The organism is Streptomyces sp. NPDC050315 (genome assembly GCF_040655775.1).
Taxonomy (GTDB): domain Bacteria; phylum Actinomycetota; class Actinomycetes; order Streptomycetales; family Streptomycetaceae; genus Streptomyces.
On the sequence record NZ_JBFAKN010000002.1, the window covers coordinates 106,017 to 121,611 of the forward strand.

General features: G+C 70.1%; 15 protein-coding genes. 8 read left to right on the forward strand and 7 right to left on the reverse strand.

Going from position 1 to position 15,595, the window contains the following annotated elements:
• Positions 1–154: 154 nt before the first annotated feature.
• The 3 genes from AB0I82_RS07540 to AB0I82_RS07550 all read left to right on the forward strand — a co-directional run bounded on the left by AB0I82_RS07540 (position 155) and on the right by AB0I82_RS07550 (position 2,986).
• Positions 155–1,117 (forward strand): ABC transporter ATP-binding protein, encoded by a 963-nt coding sequence (locus AB0I82_RS07540; protein ID WP_363256206.1) that lies wholly within the window; start codon positions 155–157, stop codon positions 1,115–1,117.
• Complete coding sequence (locus tag AB0I82_RS07545) at positions 1,114–1,899, forward strand: ABC transporter permease (RefSeq protein ID WP_363256207.1); 786 nt, start codon at positions 1,114–1,116, stop codon at positions 1,897–1,899. Before AB0I82_RS07540 ends, AB0I82_RS07545 begins: the two co-directional genes overlap by 4 nt.
• A gap of 97 nt (positions 1,900–1,996) precedes the next feature.
• Positions 1,997–2,986 carry a COX15/CtaA family protein gene (locus tag AB0I82_RS07550; RefSeq protein WP_363256208.1) on the forward strand — a complete coding sequence of 330 codons (990 nt, stop codon included), beginning with the start codon at positions 1,997–1,999 and terminating at the stop codon, positions 2,984–2,986.
• A gap of 115 nt (positions 2,987–3,101) precedes the next feature.
• On the opposite strand, the gene AB0I82_RS07555 is transcribed toward AB0I82_RS07550, so the two are convergent.
• Complete coding sequence (locus tag AB0I82_RS07555) at positions 3,102–3,449, reverse strand: hypothetical protein (RefSeq protein WP_363256209.1); 348 nt, start codon at positions 3,447–3,449, stop codon at positions 3,102–3,104.
• 142 nt (positions 3,450–3,591) lie between these two features.
• Positions 3,592–4,554 carry a heme o synthase gene (locus AB0I82_RS07560; protein WP_363256210.1) on the reverse strand — a complete coding sequence of 321 codons (963 nt, stop codon included), beginning with the start codon at positions 4,552–4,554 and terminating at the stop codon, positions 3,592–3,594.
• A 439-nt stretch (positions 4,555–4,993) separates the two neighbouring features.
• Here AB0I82_RS07560 and tkt point away from each other — a divergent pair, with 439 nt between their 5' ends.
• Genes tkt through pgl form a run of 5 tightly spaced genes read left to right on the forward strand, consistent with a single transcriptional unit; the run spans position 4,994 to position 11,612 of the window.
• The gene (gene tkt / locus AB0I82_RS07565; RefSeq protein WP_363256211.1) at positions 4,994–7,084 is read left to right on the forward strand and encodes a transketolase; all 2,091 of its coding nucleotides are present in this window, start codon (positions 4,994–4,996) and stop codon (positions 7,082–7,084) included.
• Positions 7,085–7,118: 34 nt separating this feature from the next.
• Complete coding sequence (tal, locus tag AB0I82_RS07570; RefSeq protein WP_363256212.1) at positions 7,119–8,237, forward strand: transaldolase; 1,119 nt, start codon at positions 7,119–7,121, stop codon at positions 8,235–8,237.
• Between the two features lie 5 nt (positions 8,238–8,242).
• Positions 8,243–9,766, forward strand: a complete 1,524-nt coding sequence (gene zwf / locus AB0I82_RS07575; RefSeq protein ID WP_363256213.1) for a glucose-6-phosphate dehydrogenase — start codon at positions 8,243–8,245, stop codon at positions 9,764–9,766.
• Positions 9,763–10,833 carry a glucose-6-phosphate dehydrogenase assembly protein OpcA gene (gene opcA, locus AB0I82_RS07580; protein ID WP_363256214.1) on the forward strand — a complete coding sequence of 357 codons (1,071 nt, stop codon included), beginning with the start codon at positions 9,763–9,765 and terminating at the stop codon, positions 10,831–10,833. Before zwf ends, opcA begins: the two co-directional genes overlap by 4 nt.
• Positions 10,830–11,612 carry a 6-phosphogluconolactonase gene (gene pgl / locus AB0I82_RS07585; protein WP_363256215.1) on the forward strand — a complete coding sequence of 261 codons (783 nt, stop codon included), beginning with the start codon at positions 10,830–10,832 and terminating at the stop codon, positions 11,610–11,612. The genes opcA and pgl overlap by 4 nt, the downstream gene beginning before the upstream one ends.
• Before the next feature lie 112 nt (positions 11,613–11,724).
• Here pgl and AB0I82_RS07590 read toward each other — a convergent pair whose 3' ends face one another.
• From AB0I82_RS07590 to tpiA, 5 genes are all read right to left on the reverse strand, one after another.
• Complete coding sequence (locus tag AB0I82_RS07590; RefSeq protein WP_363256216.1) at positions 11,725–11,964, reverse strand: hypothetical protein; 240 nt, start codon at positions 11,962–11,964, stop codon at positions 11,725–11,727.
• Between the two features lie 23 nt (positions 11,965–11,987).
• On the reverse strand, positions 11,988–13,640 hold the full coding sequence (gene pgi, locus AB0I82_RS07595) for a glucose-6-phosphate isomerase (RefSeq protein ID WP_363256890.1): 1,653 nt from the start codon (positions 13,638–13,640) through the stop codon (positions 11,988–11,990).
• 227 nt (positions 13,641–13,867) lie between these two features.
• Entirely contained in the window at positions 13,868–14,203 is a 336-nt protein-coding gene (locus AB0I82_RS07600) for an RNA polymerase-binding protein RbpA (protein ID WP_078600932.1), read from the reverse strand.
• A gap of 206 nt (positions 14,204–14,409) precedes the next feature.
• A complete protein-coding gene (gene secG / locus AB0I82_RS07605; protein WP_363256217.1) occupies positions 14,410–14,640 on the reverse strand; it encodes a preprotein translocase subunit SecG in 231 nt (76 codons plus the stop codon).
• A 173-nt stretch (positions 14,641–14,813) separates the two neighbouring features.
• Positions 14,814–15,590, reverse strand: a complete 777-nt coding sequence (gene tpiA, locus AB0I82_RS07610) for a triose-phosphate isomerase (protein WP_363256218.1) — start codon at positions 15,588–15,590, stop codon at positions 14,814–14,816.
• Positions 15,591–15,595 lie beyond the last annotated feature (5 nt).

A 15,595-nucleotide genomic window follows, 5' to 3' on the forward strand; every position in this document is an offset into this window, starting at 1 on the left:
GGACAAGCCTCGCCGGGGCGCGGCCGTGGTGGCCTCTATCACTTAGGGGAGCCTAAGTGCAAGGCCGCCTCGCGCCGGGTACGCGCCGGGTACGCATCGGGTACGCGGGAGCCCCCGTGGGAGCCGAGGGGCGCTCCTTCGTAGACTGCGGGTCATGCGCAGCACCTCCCCGGGGGACGTTCCCCGGACCCCCGGGCGCGAGCCCGCCGTCGAGGTCACGGGCCTGGTCAAGCGGTACGGCAGCAAAACCGCCGTGGACGGCCTGGACCTCACCGTCGCCCGCGGCACCGTCACCGCCGTCCTCGGCCCGAACGGCGCCGGGAAGACCACCACCGTCGAGACCTGCGAGGGCTACCGCCGCGCCGACGTCGGCACCGTCCGCGTCCTCGGCCTGGATCCCGTCGCCGACGCCGCGGCGCTGCGCCCCCGTATCGGCGTGATGCTGCAGTCGGGTGGCGTGTACGCGGGTGCGCGCGCCGAGGAAATGCTGCGGCACACCGCCTCGCTGCACGCCCACCCCGTCGACGTGGACGTCCTGATCGAGCGGCTGGGCCTGGGGTCCTGCGGCCGGACGACCTACCGGCGGCTCTCCGGCGGCCAGCAGCAGCGCCTGGCGCTGGCCATGGCCGTCGTCGGCCGCCCCGAGCTGGTCTTCCTGGACGAGCCGACCGCGGGCCTGGACCCGCAGGCCCGCCGCGCCACGTGGGACCTCGTACGCGAGCTCCGTACGGACGGCGTCAGCGTCGTACTGACCACGCACTTCATGGACGAGGCCGAGCAGCTCGCCGACGATGTCGCGATCATCGACGGGGGCCGGGTCATCGCCCAGGGGAGCCCCGAGTCGCTGTGCAAGGGGGGCGCGGAGAACACCCTGCGCTTCACCGGGCGGCCGGGCCTGGACCTCGCCTCGCTCCTGAAGGCGCTGCCGGCCGACTGCGCGGCGGCCGAGCTGACGCCCGGCGCGTACCGGGTCACCGGCACGATCGACCCGCAGCTGCTGGCCACCGTCACCTCCTGGTGCGCGCAGAACGGCGTGCTGCCGGACCGCATAGCGGTCGAGCGGCACACCCTGGAGGACGTCTTCCTGGAGCTCACGGGTAAGGAGCTGCGCGCATGAGTGCGACCCCGAGTGCGACCACGGGTGTGTTCACCCCGAAGCCGGGCGCGGCGCCGCTCTCCCGGATGATCCGCGCGCAGGCCCTTCTTGAGACGAAGATGCTGCTGCGCAACGGGGAGCAGCTGCTGCTCACCGTCGTCATCCCGACGCTCCTCCTGGTGCTGTTCTCCGCCGTGGACATCGTCGACACCGGCAAGGGCAAGTCCGTGGACTTCCTGGCCCCGGGCATCCTCGCGCTCGCCGTGATGTCCACCGCCTTCACCGGGCAGGCCATCGCCACCGGATTCGAGCGGCGCTACGGAGTCCTCAAGCGGCTCGGCGCCTCGCCGCTCCCCCGCTGGGCGCTGATGACCGCCAAGACCTGCTCCGTGCTGGTCACGGAGGTCCTGCAGATCGTGCTGCTGACCGTGGTCGCCTTCGCGCTCGGCTGGTCGCCGCACGGCAACCCCGTATGGGTCGTGCTGCTGCTGATCCTCGGTACCGCGGCCTTCTCCGGGCTCGGCCTCCTCATGGCCGGCACGCTCAAGGCCGAGGCCACGCTCGCCGCGGCCAACCTGGTCTTCCTGCTTCTGCTGGTCGGCGGCGGCGTCATCGTCCCGCTGGAGAAGTTCCCCGGCGCCCTGCAGTCCGTACTGCAGCTGCTGCCGATCTCGGCGCTCTCGGACGGGCTGCGCGACGTCCTCCAGCACGGCGCGGGGCTCCCCTGGGCCGACCTCGGCATCCTGGCCGTCTGGACGGTGCTCGGGCTGGGCGCCGCGGGGAAGTTCTTCCGCTGGGAGTGAGCCGAGGAGTGAGCCGAGGCCACTGGAGAGTGACCCGAGGCCACGTACCCGGACCCCCTCGTGAAAATCCGCACAAGCCTCCGCATAGCATGAACCCGTGCCGAATTCGCTGAATCCCCTGGAGCAGATCGCCCGTCGCTGGCAGCCGTCGGCTGCCTTCGTGCGACGTGCCGCGCTCGCCACGGTCGTCATGGCCGTCGTCATCGTCGTGACCGGCGGCGCGGTCCGGCTCACCCAGTCGGGCCTGGGCTGCTCCACGTGGCCCCAGTGCACCCCCGGCAGCCTCACGCCGACCCACGAGATGGGCATCAACGGCATCATCGAGTTCGGCAACCGCCTGCTCACCTACGTGCTGTGCGCGGTCGTCGGCCTCTTCATCATCGCCGCCCGCGCCCGGCACCCCCGGCGCCGCTCGCTCACCCGGCTGGGCTGGGCCCAGTTCTGGATCGTCATGGGCAACGCCGTGGTCGGCGGCATCACCGTGCTGACCGGGCTGAACCCGTACATCGTCAGCTCGCACTTCCTGCTGTCGACCGGGCTGCTCACGGTGGCCGTGATCTCCTGGCGGCGCGCCTCCGAGGGTGACGACGAGCCGCGCGACCTGGTCGCCCGGCCGGTCCGCCAGCTCTCCTGGCTGCTGGTGCTCTCCACCGCCGCGCTGACCGTGATCGGTACGGTCGTCACGGGCGCCGGCCCGCACGCCGGTGACGCGCGCAAGGTGCACCGCATCCCGGTGGACTGGCAGGAGATCACCCAGCTGCACGTGGACTTCGTGTACATCGTGGTCGGCCTGAGCGTCGCCCTGTGGTTCACGCTGCGTGCCGTGAAGGCGCCGGCCGCGCCCCGGCGCATGGTGCTGGAGCTCTTCGGCTGCCTCGCCCTCCAGGGCGTCATCGGCTACGTGCAGTACTTCACCGGCCTGCCGGAGCTGGTCGTGGGCCTGCACATGCTCGGCTCGACGCTGGTGTGGATCTGCGTGCTGCGGGTCTTCCTCTCGCTGCGCGAGCGCGGCCCGCTGGCGGCCGTTCCGGCCCCCGCCGGGGACCGGGAGCCGACGGACGCTCCCAAGGCCGCCACGACGGTCTGAGGCCCCTCCCGGCCCCCTTCACGCAAAAGCCCGCCGGTTTCACCGCAAAAGCCCGCCGGCCACGGTCCGAGGACCGTGGCCGGCGGGCTTTTCGCACCTGCGGCGGCGTGCGCCGTCAATCGTTGGACGGCCCGCCCACCTGAAGGCCCGCCATCCGCGACCACTCGTAGCGCCCGGTGCGCACCTTGGCGGCCAGCTCGCCGTCGAAGTCGTCGTGCAGGGTGATGCCGGCCTTCTCGGCGCCCTTCTTGGCGGCTTCGTACGAGCGGGCGACGAGGTTGCCCCACTCGCCGTTGGCGCCGACCAGGGCGATCCGCGTCTGCCCCCGGCCTATGTGCGCCAACTGGCCCTCGGCGCTGCCGCCGTGGCTCCTGGCGAAGGCCTGCATCTCCCGGGCGAGCTTGGCGGCCTGCTTCTCGGAGCGCTTGTCCAGCCGCTCGTCCGCCTGCGTGGTCTCTGACATGGCCGCATGCTACCGAGCGGTAAACACCGCACGGAAGAAGGCCGCCGTGACCTCCCGTATGGGATCGGTCACGGCGGCCTTCGAGAAGCGCGGCGGGCAGCGCCCGTATGTACCGCGGAGGCTCAGTGCAGAAAGCGGAGGCTCAGCGCAGGAAGGGGTCGACCGCCACGGCCACGAAGAGCAGCGACACGTACGTGATCGACCAGTGGAAGAGCCGCATCTCCTTGAGCTTGGCGCCCGTGATCTCGGCCTTGGCGCGGGCCTGCAGGCCGTGCGCCTCCTTCAGCCAGAAGGCACCGCACAGGACCGCGACCACCGTGTAGAACCAGCCGGTGTAGCCCAGCGGCTGCAGCAGCAGCGACACGCCGACCATCACCCAGCTGTAGAGCACGATCTGCCGCGCGACCACCTTGTTCGAGGCGAGGACGGGGAGCATCGGCACGCCCACGCGCGCGTAGTCCTCCTTGACCTTCATGGACAGCGGCCAGTAGTGCGGCGGCGTCCAGAAGAACATCACCAGGAAGAGGATGATCGGCGCCCAGGACATCGAGTTGGTCACCGACGACCAGCCGATGAGGACCGGCAGACAGCCCGCGATACCGCCCCACACGATGTTCTGCGAGGTGCGGCGCTTCAGGATCATCGTGTAGACGACCACGTAGAACAGCAGCGCGCCCAGAGAGAGCCAGGCCGAGAGCCAGTTGACGGTCAGTCCGAAGAGCAGCGTGGAGATGACCGCGAGCGAGATGCCGAAGACCAGGCACTCGCGCGGGCTCACCATGCCGGTGACCAGCGGCCGCTGCGAAGTACGGTCCATCAGCGCGTCGATGTCGCGGTCGATGTACATGTTCAGCGCGTTGGCACCGCCGGCCGAGAGGTAGCCGCCGACGCAGGTGAGGAGCACCAGCGTCAGGTCGGGCACGCCCTGTTCGGCGAGGAACATCACCGGAACGGTGGTGATGAGCAGCAGCTCAATGATCCGCGGCTTGGTGAGCGCCACGAATGCCTTGACCCGGGCCCCGAACGGCCGGTCGCTGGGACCGGAACTCCCTGGGCTCCCCGAGAGCGCCCCCGCAGGACGGGATTCGACGGCCGTCACGCACACCCCTGGAAGTAACTTCTGCGGCTGGCGCCGCGGAGATAAAGGCCAGCAAGCACATTCGGGCAGTGAAGGCCCGGTGAAGACTTGCGCGTACCACGCCACTCTAGACGTTGGGGATAGCGCGATCTTCGCGGGGGTGGGTTCGTGTTGGCGCGGCACCGGCCGGGAGGAACCGCGTCCGAGTGCCCGGACACGCGGACGTTCGGCGGGCGAAAGGGGGCGTCGGACGGCAGTCTGAACCCAGCGTCCGCACCCGCTGTCTCCTGGGCGTTCACCTGCTCATTCGGGCGCTCGTTCGGGGTCCTGAAAACTCATGTGTTGCAGGCGGCGGCAAGCGGGGTTCCGGCGGAAAAATGCGGCTCCCGCGAAGGTAGGCTCGACAGCGTCCGAGGGCATTTCCGGCCCCCGGCATTCGACATGTGGAGAGGAGCCCTGACCCAGGGTGAGCACCAAGCCGACCACCACAGGTCTTGAGTGGACCGAATTGGACCAGCGGGCTGTCGATACCGTCCGCGTTCTGGCCGCAGACGCCGTGCAGAAGGTCGGTAACGGCCACCCGGGCACGGCCATGAGCCTGGCGCCTGCCGCCTACACCCTCTTCCAGAAGGTCATGCGGCACGACCCCGCCGACCCGGACTGGACCGGCCGTGACCGGTTCGTGCTGTCCGCCGGCCACTCGTCCCTGACCCTCTACATCCAGCTCTACCTCGCCGGTTTCGGCCTGGAGCTGGATGACCTGAAGGCCTTCCGCACCTGGGGCTCCAAGACCCCGGGCCACCCGGAGTACGGCCACACCGTGGGTGTCGAGACCACCACCGGCCCGCTGGGCCAGGGCGTGGCCAACGCAGTGGGCATGGCGATGGCCGCCCGGTACGAGCGCGGCCTGTTCGACCCCGAGGCCGCCCCCGGCACCTCGCCGTTCGACCACCACATCTACGCCATCGCCGGCGACGGCTGCCTCCAGGAGGGCATCTCCGCCGAGGCGTCCTCGATGGCCGGGCACCAGAAGCTCGGCAACCTGATCATGCTGTGGGACGACAACCACATCTCGATCGAGGGCGACACCGAGACCGCGATCTCCGAGGACACGGTCAAGCGGTACGAGGCGTACGGCTGGCACGTCCAGCGCGTGGAGCCGAAGGAGAACGGCGACCTCGACCCCGAGGCGCTGTACGCGGCGATCGAGGCGGCCAAGGCCGAGACCGAGCGCCCGTCCTTCATCGCGATGCGCTCGATCATCGCCTGGCCGGCCCCCAACGCCCAGAACACCGAGGCCGCGCACGGCTCGGCGCTCGGCGGCGAGGAGGTCGCGGCCACCAAGCGCGTCCTCGGCTTCGACCCCGAGAAGGACTTCGAGGTCTCCGACGAGGTCCTGTCGCACACCCGTGCGCTGGCCGACCGCGCCCGTGACGCCAAGACCGAGTGGGAGAAGTCCTTCGGCGAGTGGCGGACCGCCAACCCCGAGCGCGCGCAGGAGTTCGAGCGCATCCGCGCCGGCAAGCTGCCGGCCGGCTGGGAGGACCAGCTGCCCTGCTTCGAGACCGGCAAGGCGGTGGCCACCCGTGCCGCCTCCGGCAAGGTCCTGCAGGCGCTGGGCGAGGTCATCCCCGAGCTGTGGGGCGGCTCCGCCGACCTCGCCGGCTCGAACAACACCACCATCGACAAGAACTCCTCGTTCCTGCCGGTGGGCAACCCGCTGCCGGAGGCCGACCCGTACGGCCGCACGATCCACTTCGGTATCCGTGAGCACTCCATGGCCGCGGAGATGAACGGCATCGCGCTGCACGGCAACACCCGCATCTACGGCGGCACCTTCCTGGTGTTCTCCGACTACATGCGCAACGCCGTGCGCCTGTCCGCCCTGATGCACCTGCCGGTCACGTACGTGTGGACGCACGACTCGATCGGTCTGGGCGAGGACGGCCCGACCCACCAGCCGGTGGAGCACCTGGCCTCGCTGCGCGCCATCCCCGGCCTCAACGTCGTCCGCCCCGCGGACGCCAACGAGACCGCGCTGGCCTGGGCCGAGATCAACAAGCGCTGGACCAAGGAGTTCGGCAAGGGCGCCCCGCACGGCCTCGCGCTGACCCGCCAGGGCGTGCCGACGTACGAGCCCAACGCCGAGGGCGTCGCCAAGGGCGGTTACGTCCTGTTCGACGCCGAGGGCGGCGAGCCGCAGGCGGTGCTGATCGCCACCGGTTCCGAGGTGCACCTCGCGGTCGAGGCGCGTGAGCAGCTGCAGGCCGCCGGCGTCCCGACGCGCGTCGTCTCGATGCCGTGCGTGGAGTGGTTCGAGGAGCAGGACCAGGCGTACAAGGACTCCGTCCTGCCGCCGGCCGTCAAGGCTCGCGTGGCCGTCGAGGCGGGCATCGGCCTGACCTGGCACAAGTACGTGGGCGACGCCGGCCGCATCGTCTCGCTGGAGCACTTCGGTGCCTCGGCCGACGGCAAGGTCCTCTTCCGCGAGTTCGGCTTCACGCCCGAGAACGTGGCCGCCGCCGCGCGGGAATCGATCGACGCCGCCGCGCGCTGACGCCCATAGACGACAAGTAGGAGATGCAATTCCCATGACAGACGCACTCAAGCGCCTTTCCGACGAAGGCGTTGCGATCTGGCTGGACGACCTGTCGCGCAAGCGCATCACGTCCGGCAACCTCGCCGAGCTGATCGACCAGAGCCACGTGGTGGGTGTCACCACCAACCCGTCGATCTTCCAGAAGGCGATCTCCTCGGGTGACGGCTACGAGCAGCAGGTCTCCGACCTCGCGGCCCGCAAGGTCACCGTCGAGGAAGCCATCCGCATGATCACCACTGCGGACGTGCGCGACGCGGCCGACATCCTGCGGCCGGTCTTCGACGCCACCGACGGCCAGGACGGCCGGGTGTCCATCGAGGTCGACCCGCGCCTGGCACACAACACCAAGGCGACCGTCGCCGAGGCCAAGCAGCTGGCCTGGCTGGTGGACCGCCCGAACACGCTCATCAAGATCCCGGCGACCAAGGCGGGCCTGCCCGCGATCACCGAGGTCATCGGCAAGGGCATCAGCGTCAACGTCACGCTGATCTTCTCGCTGGAGCGCTACCGCGAGGTCATGGACGCCTACCTGGCCGGCCTGGAGAAGGCCAAGTCGCTGGGTCTGGAGCTGGACAAGATCCACTCCGTGGCCTCCTTCTTCGTGTCCCGCGTGGACACCGAGATCGACAAGCGCCTGGACGGCGTCGGCACCGACGAGGCCAAGGCCCTCAAGGGCAAGTCGGCGCTCGCCAACGCCCGCCTGGCCTACCAGGCGTACGAGGAGGTCTTCTCCTCGGACCGCTGGGCCGCCCTGGAGAAGGCCGGCGCCAACAAGCAGCGTCCGCTGTGGGCCTCCACCGGCGTGAAGGACCCGGAGCTCAAGGACACGCTGTACGTCGAGCAGCTGGTCGCGCCGAACACGGTCAACACCATGCCGGAAGCCACCCTGGAAGCCTCCGCCGACCACGCCGACATCACGGGTGACACCGTGCGCGGCGGGTACGAGCAGGCGCAGGCCGACATCGACGCGCTCGCCAAGGTGGGCGTCTCGTACGACGAGGTCGTGCAGCTTCTTGAGGACGAGGGCGTCGACAAGTTCGAGGCGGCCTGGAACGACCTGCTCAAGTCGACCGAGGCGGAGCTGAAGCGCCTCGCTCCTTCGGAGGGCTGAGACTCTTGTCAAGCAGCAATCCGCTGCGTGACGCCGCGGACCGACGGCTCCCGCGTATCGCGGGGCCGTCGGGCCTCGTCATCTTCGGCGTCACGGGCGATTTGTCACGTAAAAAGCTGATGCCCGCCGTTTACGACCTTGCCAACCGCGGCCTCCTCCCGCCGGGCTTCTCGCTCATCGGCTTCGCCCGCCGCGACTGGGAGAACGAGGACTTCGCCCAGGTCGTGCACGACGCGGTCAAGGAACACTCGCGCACCCCCTTCCGCGAGGAGGTCTGGCAGCAGCTCAGCCAGGGCATGCGCTTCGTCCAGGGCAACTTCGACGACGACGCGGCCTTCGAGCAGCTCAAGTCCACGATCCAGGACCTGGACAAGGCGCAGGGCACCGGCGGCAACTTCGCCTTCTACCTGTCCGTGCCGCCCAAGTTCTTCCCCACGGTCGTCCAGCAGCTCAAGAACCACGGGCTCGCCGACCAGAAGGACGGCTCCTGGCGCCGCGCGGTCATCGAGAAGCCCTTCGGCCACGACCTGGAGAGCGCCCGCGAGCTCAACCAGGTCGTCCACGAGGTCTTCCCGCCCGAGTCGGTCTTCCGGATCGACCACTACCTGGGCAAGGAGACGGTCCAGAACATCCTGGCGCTGCGCTTCGCCAACACGATGTTCGAGCCTCTGTGGAACCGCTCCTACGTGGACCACGTACAGATCACGATGGCCGAGGACATCGGCATCGGCGGCCGCGCCGGCTACTACGACGGCATCGGCGCCGCGCGTGACGTGATCCAGAACCACCTCCTCCAGCTGCTCGCGCTGACCGCCATGGAGGAGCCCGCCTCCTTCGACGCGGACGCGCTGGTCGCGGAGAAGGCCAAGGTCCTCGGCGCCGTCCGGCTGCCCAAGGACCTGGGCAAGGAGACGGTGCGCGCGCAGTACGCGGAAGGCTGGCAGGGCGGCGAGAAGGCCGTCGGCTACCTCCAGGAAGAGGGCATCGACCCCCAGTCGAAGACCGACACCTACGCCGCGATCAAGCTGGGCATCGACAACCGCCGCTGGGCGGGCGTGCCCTTCTACCTGCGCACCGGCAAGCGCCTGGGCCGCCGCGTCACCGAGATCGCGGTCGTCTTCCAGCGCGCCCCGCACTCCCCCTTCGACCACACGGCCACCGAGGAGCTGGGGCAGAACGCCCTGGTCATCCGGGTGCAGCCGGACGAGGGCGTAACCGTCCGGTTCGGCTCGAAGGTCCCGGGTACCTCGATGGAGGTGCGGGACGTGTCGATGGACTTCGCGTACGGCGAGTCCTTCACGGAGTCCAGCCCCGAGGCGTACGAGCGCCTGATCCTGGACGTCCTCCTCGGCGACGCCAACCTCTTCCCGCGCACGGAGGAGGTCGAGCTGTCCTGGAAGATCCTCGACCCGATCGAGCAGTACTGGGACAAGCACGGCAAGCCCGCGCAGTACCCGGCGGGTACCTGGGGCCCCGTCGAGGCGGACGAAATGCTCGCACGAGACGGACGGAGCTGGCGTCGGCCATGAAGATCGATCTCACCGAAACCACGGCCAGCAAGATCAATAAGGCGCTGGTCCAGGGCCGCCGTGCCATCGGCACACCGGCCGTCGGCATGGTGCTCACCCTCGTCATCGTCACCGACGAGGAGAACGCCTACGACGCGGTCAGGGCCGCCAACAACGCCTCGCGCGAGCACCCCTCGCGCACCCTGGTCGTCATCAAGCGCGTCAGCCGCTCCCCGCGGGACCGCGCCAAGCCGCGCCTCGACGCCGAGGTCCGGGTCGGCGCGGACGCAGGTACGGGCGAGACGGTCGTCCTGCGGCTGCACGGCGAGGCCATCAACCACGCCCAGTCCGTCGTACTGCCGCTGCTGCTGCCGGACGCCCCCGTGGTGGTCTGGTGGCCCGTCGGCGGCCCGACCGACCCGGCCAACGACCCGCTCGGGTCGCTCGCCCAGCGCCGCGTCACCGACACCTACGCCACCGAGCAGCCGGTCCGGGAACTGACCGCGCGCGCCGCGGCGTACACCCCCGGCGACACCGACCTGGCCTGGACCCGCATCACGCCCTGGCGTTCGATGCTGGCCGCCGCGCTCGACCAGCAGCCGAGCGAGGTCACCTCGGTCACGGTCGAGGGCGAGGAGTTCAACCCCAGCTGCGAGCTGCTGGCCATGTGGCTCGCGGACCGGCTGCACGTCCCCGTCGAGCGGACGCTCTCCGCCGGCCCCGGCCTGACGGCCGTCCGTATGGAGACCAAGAACGGCCCGATCGTGCTGGACCGCCCGGACGGCGCGATGGCCACGCTGTGCATGACCGGCCAGCCGGACCGCGCGGTGGCGCTGCAGCGGCGGGAGACCGCCGAGCTGCTCGCCGAGGAGCTGCGCCGGCTCGACCCGGACGACACCTACGCGTCCGCGCTGAACTACGGCGTGGAGCGGCTGGGTTCGTACAAGGACGCCCAGCCCGGCGTCTCGGCGAAGACCGTCGAGGCCGCCGAGCAGGAGGCCGAGGCCGAGCCGCAGTCCGCCGAGGACGCCCCCAAGGGCAAGGCCGCAGCCAAGAAGGCGCCCGCGAAGAAGGCGGCCGCCAAGTGAGCGCGCCGCAGGTCGTCGTCCACCGCGACAAGGAGCTGATGGCCAAGGCCGCCGCGGCCCGGCTGATCACGAAGATCGTGGACGCCCAGGCGGCGCGCGGCTCCGCGTCCGTCGTCCTGACCGGCGGCCGCAACGGCAACGGGCTGCTCGCGGCCCTCGCCGAGGCGCCCGCGCGGGACGCGGTGGACTGGTCGCGGCTGGACCTGTGGTGGGGCGACGAGCGGTTCCTGCCCGAGGGCGACCCGGAGCGCAACCACACCCAGGCCCGCAAGGCGCTGCTGGACAGCGTCCCGCTGGACCCGGCGCGGGTCCATGTGATGGCGCCGTCCGACGGCGGGTACGGCAACGACGCGGACGCCGCGGCGGAGGCGTACGCCGCCGCCCTGGCGGCCGCCGCGGGACCGGAGGACCACGGGCCCGTCCCGTCCTTCGACGTCCTCCTGCTGGGCGTCGGCCCGGACACCCACGTCGCCTCGCTCTTCCCCGAGCACCCGGCGACGCGGGAGACCGAGCGGACGGTGGTCGGCGTGCACGGCGCACCCAAGCCGCCGCCCACCCGGATCTCGCTGACCCTGCCCGCCATCCGCGCGGCGCGGGAGGTCTGGCTGCTCGCGGCGGGCGAGGACAAGGCGAACGCGGCCGCGATGGCCCTCTCCGGCGCGGGCGAGATACAGACGCCCGCGGCGGGTGCGTACGGCCGCAGCCGTACGCTCTGGCTGCTGGACGAGGCGGCCGCCTCCCAGCTGCCGCGGGACCTGTACCCGCCGGCCTCGGCCTGAGGGACAGCGGCAGCCGCACGACGAACGGCCCGGCTCCCACGGTGGATTCACCGTGGGAGCCGGGCCGTCGCCGTGTCCGGGACCGGACGCGGCCGCTCAGCGGCTCAGCGGCTCACGAAGCGCGCTCCCGCTCCTGCCGCACCATGGCGTTGGCCAGCCGTGCCGGGTCCTGGAGGTCGCCCACCGCGACGCCGTCGACGTCCTCGTCGAGGGTGTTGTACGGGCCGAGAGCGGCCTCCTTGTCGCCCTGCTCCACTTCGAGGTGCCGGGCGGCCACCTCCTGCTGCTTGGCCGCGGGCTGGGCCACCAGCCACTCGCGGTTCTCCGGGGTCAGCAGGTTCAGAAAGCTCAAGAGCGCGTCTTCGTGCATCGCTGTCAGCGCCCCCGCATCTGGCGGTACGTGGCGACCAGCGACTTCGTCGAGGCGTCCAGGCCCTCGACCGCGGCCCCCTCGGTCAGTGCGGGCTCCACGCGCTTGGCGAGGACCTTGCCGAGCTCCACGCCCCACTGGTCGAAGGAGTCGATGTTCCAGATCGCGCCCTGGACGAACACCTTGTGCTCGTAGAGAGCGATCAGCTGGCCCAGCACGGACGGGCTGAGCTCCTTGGCCAGGATGGTCGTGGAGGGGCGGTTGCCCTGGAACGTCTTGTGCGTCACCAGCTCCTCGGGCACGCCCTCGGCCCGCACCTGCTCCGGCGTCTTGCCGAAGGCCAGCGCCTGGCCCTGCGCGAAGAGGTTGGCCATCAGCAGGTCGTGCTGGGCGACCAGACCGGGCTGCAGGTCCTCGACCGGCTGCGCGAAGCCGAGGAAGTCCACCGGGATCATCTTCGTGCCCTGGTGCAGCAGCTGGTAGTACGCGTGCTGGCCGTTCGTGCCGGGCGTGCCCCAGACCACCGGACCGGTCTGCCAGGACACCTCCTGGCCGTCCCGGCCCACGTACTTGCCGTTGGACTCCATGTCCAGCTGCTGGAGGTACGCGGTGAACTTGGAGAGGTAGTGGCTGTACGGCAGGACCGCGTGCGACTGCGCGTCCCAGAAGTTGCCGTACCAGACGCCGAGCAGGCCGAGCAGCAGCGGCGCGTTCTCCTCCAGGGGCGCGCAGCGGAAGTGCTCGTCGATCAGGTGGAAGCCGGCCAGCATCTCGCGGAAGTGCTCCGGGCCGATCGCGATCATCAGCGACAGGCCGATGGCGGAGTCGTACGAGTAACGGCCGCCGACCCAGTCCCAGAACTCGAACATGTTGGACGTGTCGATGCCGAACTCGGCGACCTTCTCGGCGTTGGTGGACAGCGCCACGAAGTGCTTGGCCACGGCCTCTTCACCGGCGCCCAGGCCGGCCAGCAGCCAGTCCCGGGCCGACTTCGCGTTGGTGATCGTCTCGATGGTGGTGAACGTCTTCGAGGCGATGATGAAGAGCGTCTCGGCCGGGTCCAGGTCGCGCACGGCCTCGTGCAGGTCGGCGCCGTCGACGTTGGAGACGAACCGGAACTGCAGGTCGCGGTCGGAGTACGCGCGCAGCGCCTCGTACGCCATCGCCGGTCCCAGGTCCGAGCCGCCGATGCCGACGTTGACGACGGTCTTGATGCGCTTGCCGGTGTGGCCCTTCCAGTCGCCGTGGCGGACCCGGTCGGCGAACGTGGACATCTTGGTGAGGACGTGCTGCACGGCCGGGACGACGTTCTCGCCGTCGACCTCGATGTCGGCCGAGCCGGGCGCGCGCAGCGCGGTGTGCAGCACCGCGCGGTTCTCGGTGATATTGATCTTCTCGCCGCGGAACATGGCGTCCCGCAGCTCGGTGACCTTCGTCGCGGCGGCCAGCTCGCGCAGCAGCCGCAGCGTCTCGTCGGTCACCAGGTGCTTGGAGTAGTCCAGGTGCAGGTCGCCGACCTGGAGCGTGTACCGCTCCGCACGGCCCGGGTCCTGCTCGAACAGCTCTCGCAGATGTGTGCTCGCGAGCTGTTCGCGGTGCTTCCCCAGGGCCGCCCACTCGGACGTCTGGTCGAGCCTGCTGCGGCCATCTGCGTTCATCTCGGACATCAGCCTTCTTTGGTCTCGTATCGGCCCCGCCATCCCCCAACCTAATTGATCAGGCGACGAGATGAGATGTCCGCCCGCCGTCGAACGGCTGACGCGCGGGTGTCCGTACCGCATTCACCTGCGAGGCCACTCGAACAGCGGAACGCGAGCGGCCCGGCAGGAAGGCCGAAACCCTCCGGCCGGGCCGGTGTACACGTCTGCCGATGCGTCGGTCGTCCTCAGATCTCGCCGCGGAGCTTGGCGAGCGCCTCCGCGAGAATCGCCTCGCCGTCCGCGTCCGTGCGGCGCTCCCGTACGTACGCCAGGTGCGTCTTGTACGGCTCGGTGCGCGGCGGGTCCGGCGGGTTGTCCCGGTCCTTGCCTGCGGGGAAGCCACAGCGCGGGCAGTCCCAGGTGTCAGGAATCTGCGCGTCGCCGGCGAAGCTGGGCTGCGTCTCGTGCCCGTTGGAGCACCAGAAGGAGATGCGGATGCGCGGCGCGGACTCGCCCCGCTCGGCCTCCCCCATCGGCCCCGCCCCGACCCGACTTCCTCGGATCGCGTTGCCACTTGCCACGGTCGTAACTCCCTGCGTCATGGTGCTGCGAAGCCTCGATGGGAGCCTCCGCTGCGGGCGCCCAGTCTACGTAAGGCCCAACGCGCGTCCAGTGACAGGAGTTACCCGGCCACGGAAGGACGCCGCACTCATGATAAGCCGCGTCCCCGACAGAGTGTCAGCTCTTGAGTGACAGACCGGCGTCGTCAGCTGTCCGGCTTCAGTCGTCAGCTGTCCAGCTTCATCAGGATGCCGAGGACGACGATGCAGGCGAACCAGAGCAGGCCGACGACGATGGTGATGCGGTCGAGGTTCCGCTCGGCGACGGAGGAACCGCCGACCGAGGACTGCATGCCGCCACCGAACATGTCGGACAGGCCGCCGCCCTTCCCCTTGTGCATGAGCACCAGCATCATCAGCAGCACGCTGAAGACGATGAGGGCGATCGAGAATCCCATGACCACTGGTGGACCAACTCTCTGAGGACTGGCGGACGGAAGAACAGGCGGATCTGACGCTGTGGGGCCGGGGCGGTGTCGTGTGACACCAGGACCCGGCCCCGACAGCCTACGACGGGCCGGGCCCGTCGTCATAGCTGCTGCTCACGGTGGTACGGAGCGCAGCGTGACCGCTACTGGTCGCGGAATCGAACGATCTTGACGAACTCGTCGGCGTCCAGCGCGGCGCCGCCGATCAGCGCGCCGTCGACGTCCGGCTGCGCCATGATCGCCCCGACGTTCCCGGACTTCACCGAGCCGCCGTACTGGATGCGCACCTTGTCGGCGAGCTCCTGGCTGTACAGCTCCGCGAGGCGGCCGCGGATCGCACCGCAGACCTCCTGCGCGTCCTCCGGGGTGGCGACCTCGCCGGTGCCGATGGCCCACACCGGCTCGTACGCGATCACGATGGTCTCGGCCTGCTCGGCCGGGACGCCCTCCAGCGCGCCGTCCACCTGGGCGAGGGTGTGCTGGACCTGGTTGCCCGCCTTGCGGACGTCCAGGCCCTCACCGACGCACAGGATCGGCGTGATGCCGTGCTTGAAGGCGGCCTTGACCTTGGCGTTGCAGACGGCCTCGTCCTCGCCGTGGTACTGGCGGCGCTCGCTGTGGCCGATGGCCACGTACGCGCACTTCAGCTTGGCGAGCATCGGGCCGGAGACCTCACCGGTGAAGGCACCGGAGTCGTGCGCCGAGATGTCCTGGGCGCCGTACTTGATCTTCAGCTTGTCGCCGTCGACCAGGGTCTGCACCGAACGGATGTCGGTGAAGGGCGGCAGGACCGCGACCTCGACGGCCTCGTAGTCCTTGTCGGTGAGCGCGAAGGCGAGCTTCTGGACGTGGGCGATGGCCTCGAGGTGGTTGAGGTTCATCTTCCAGTTGCCCGCCATCAGCGGGGTACGGCTACTCACGTTTG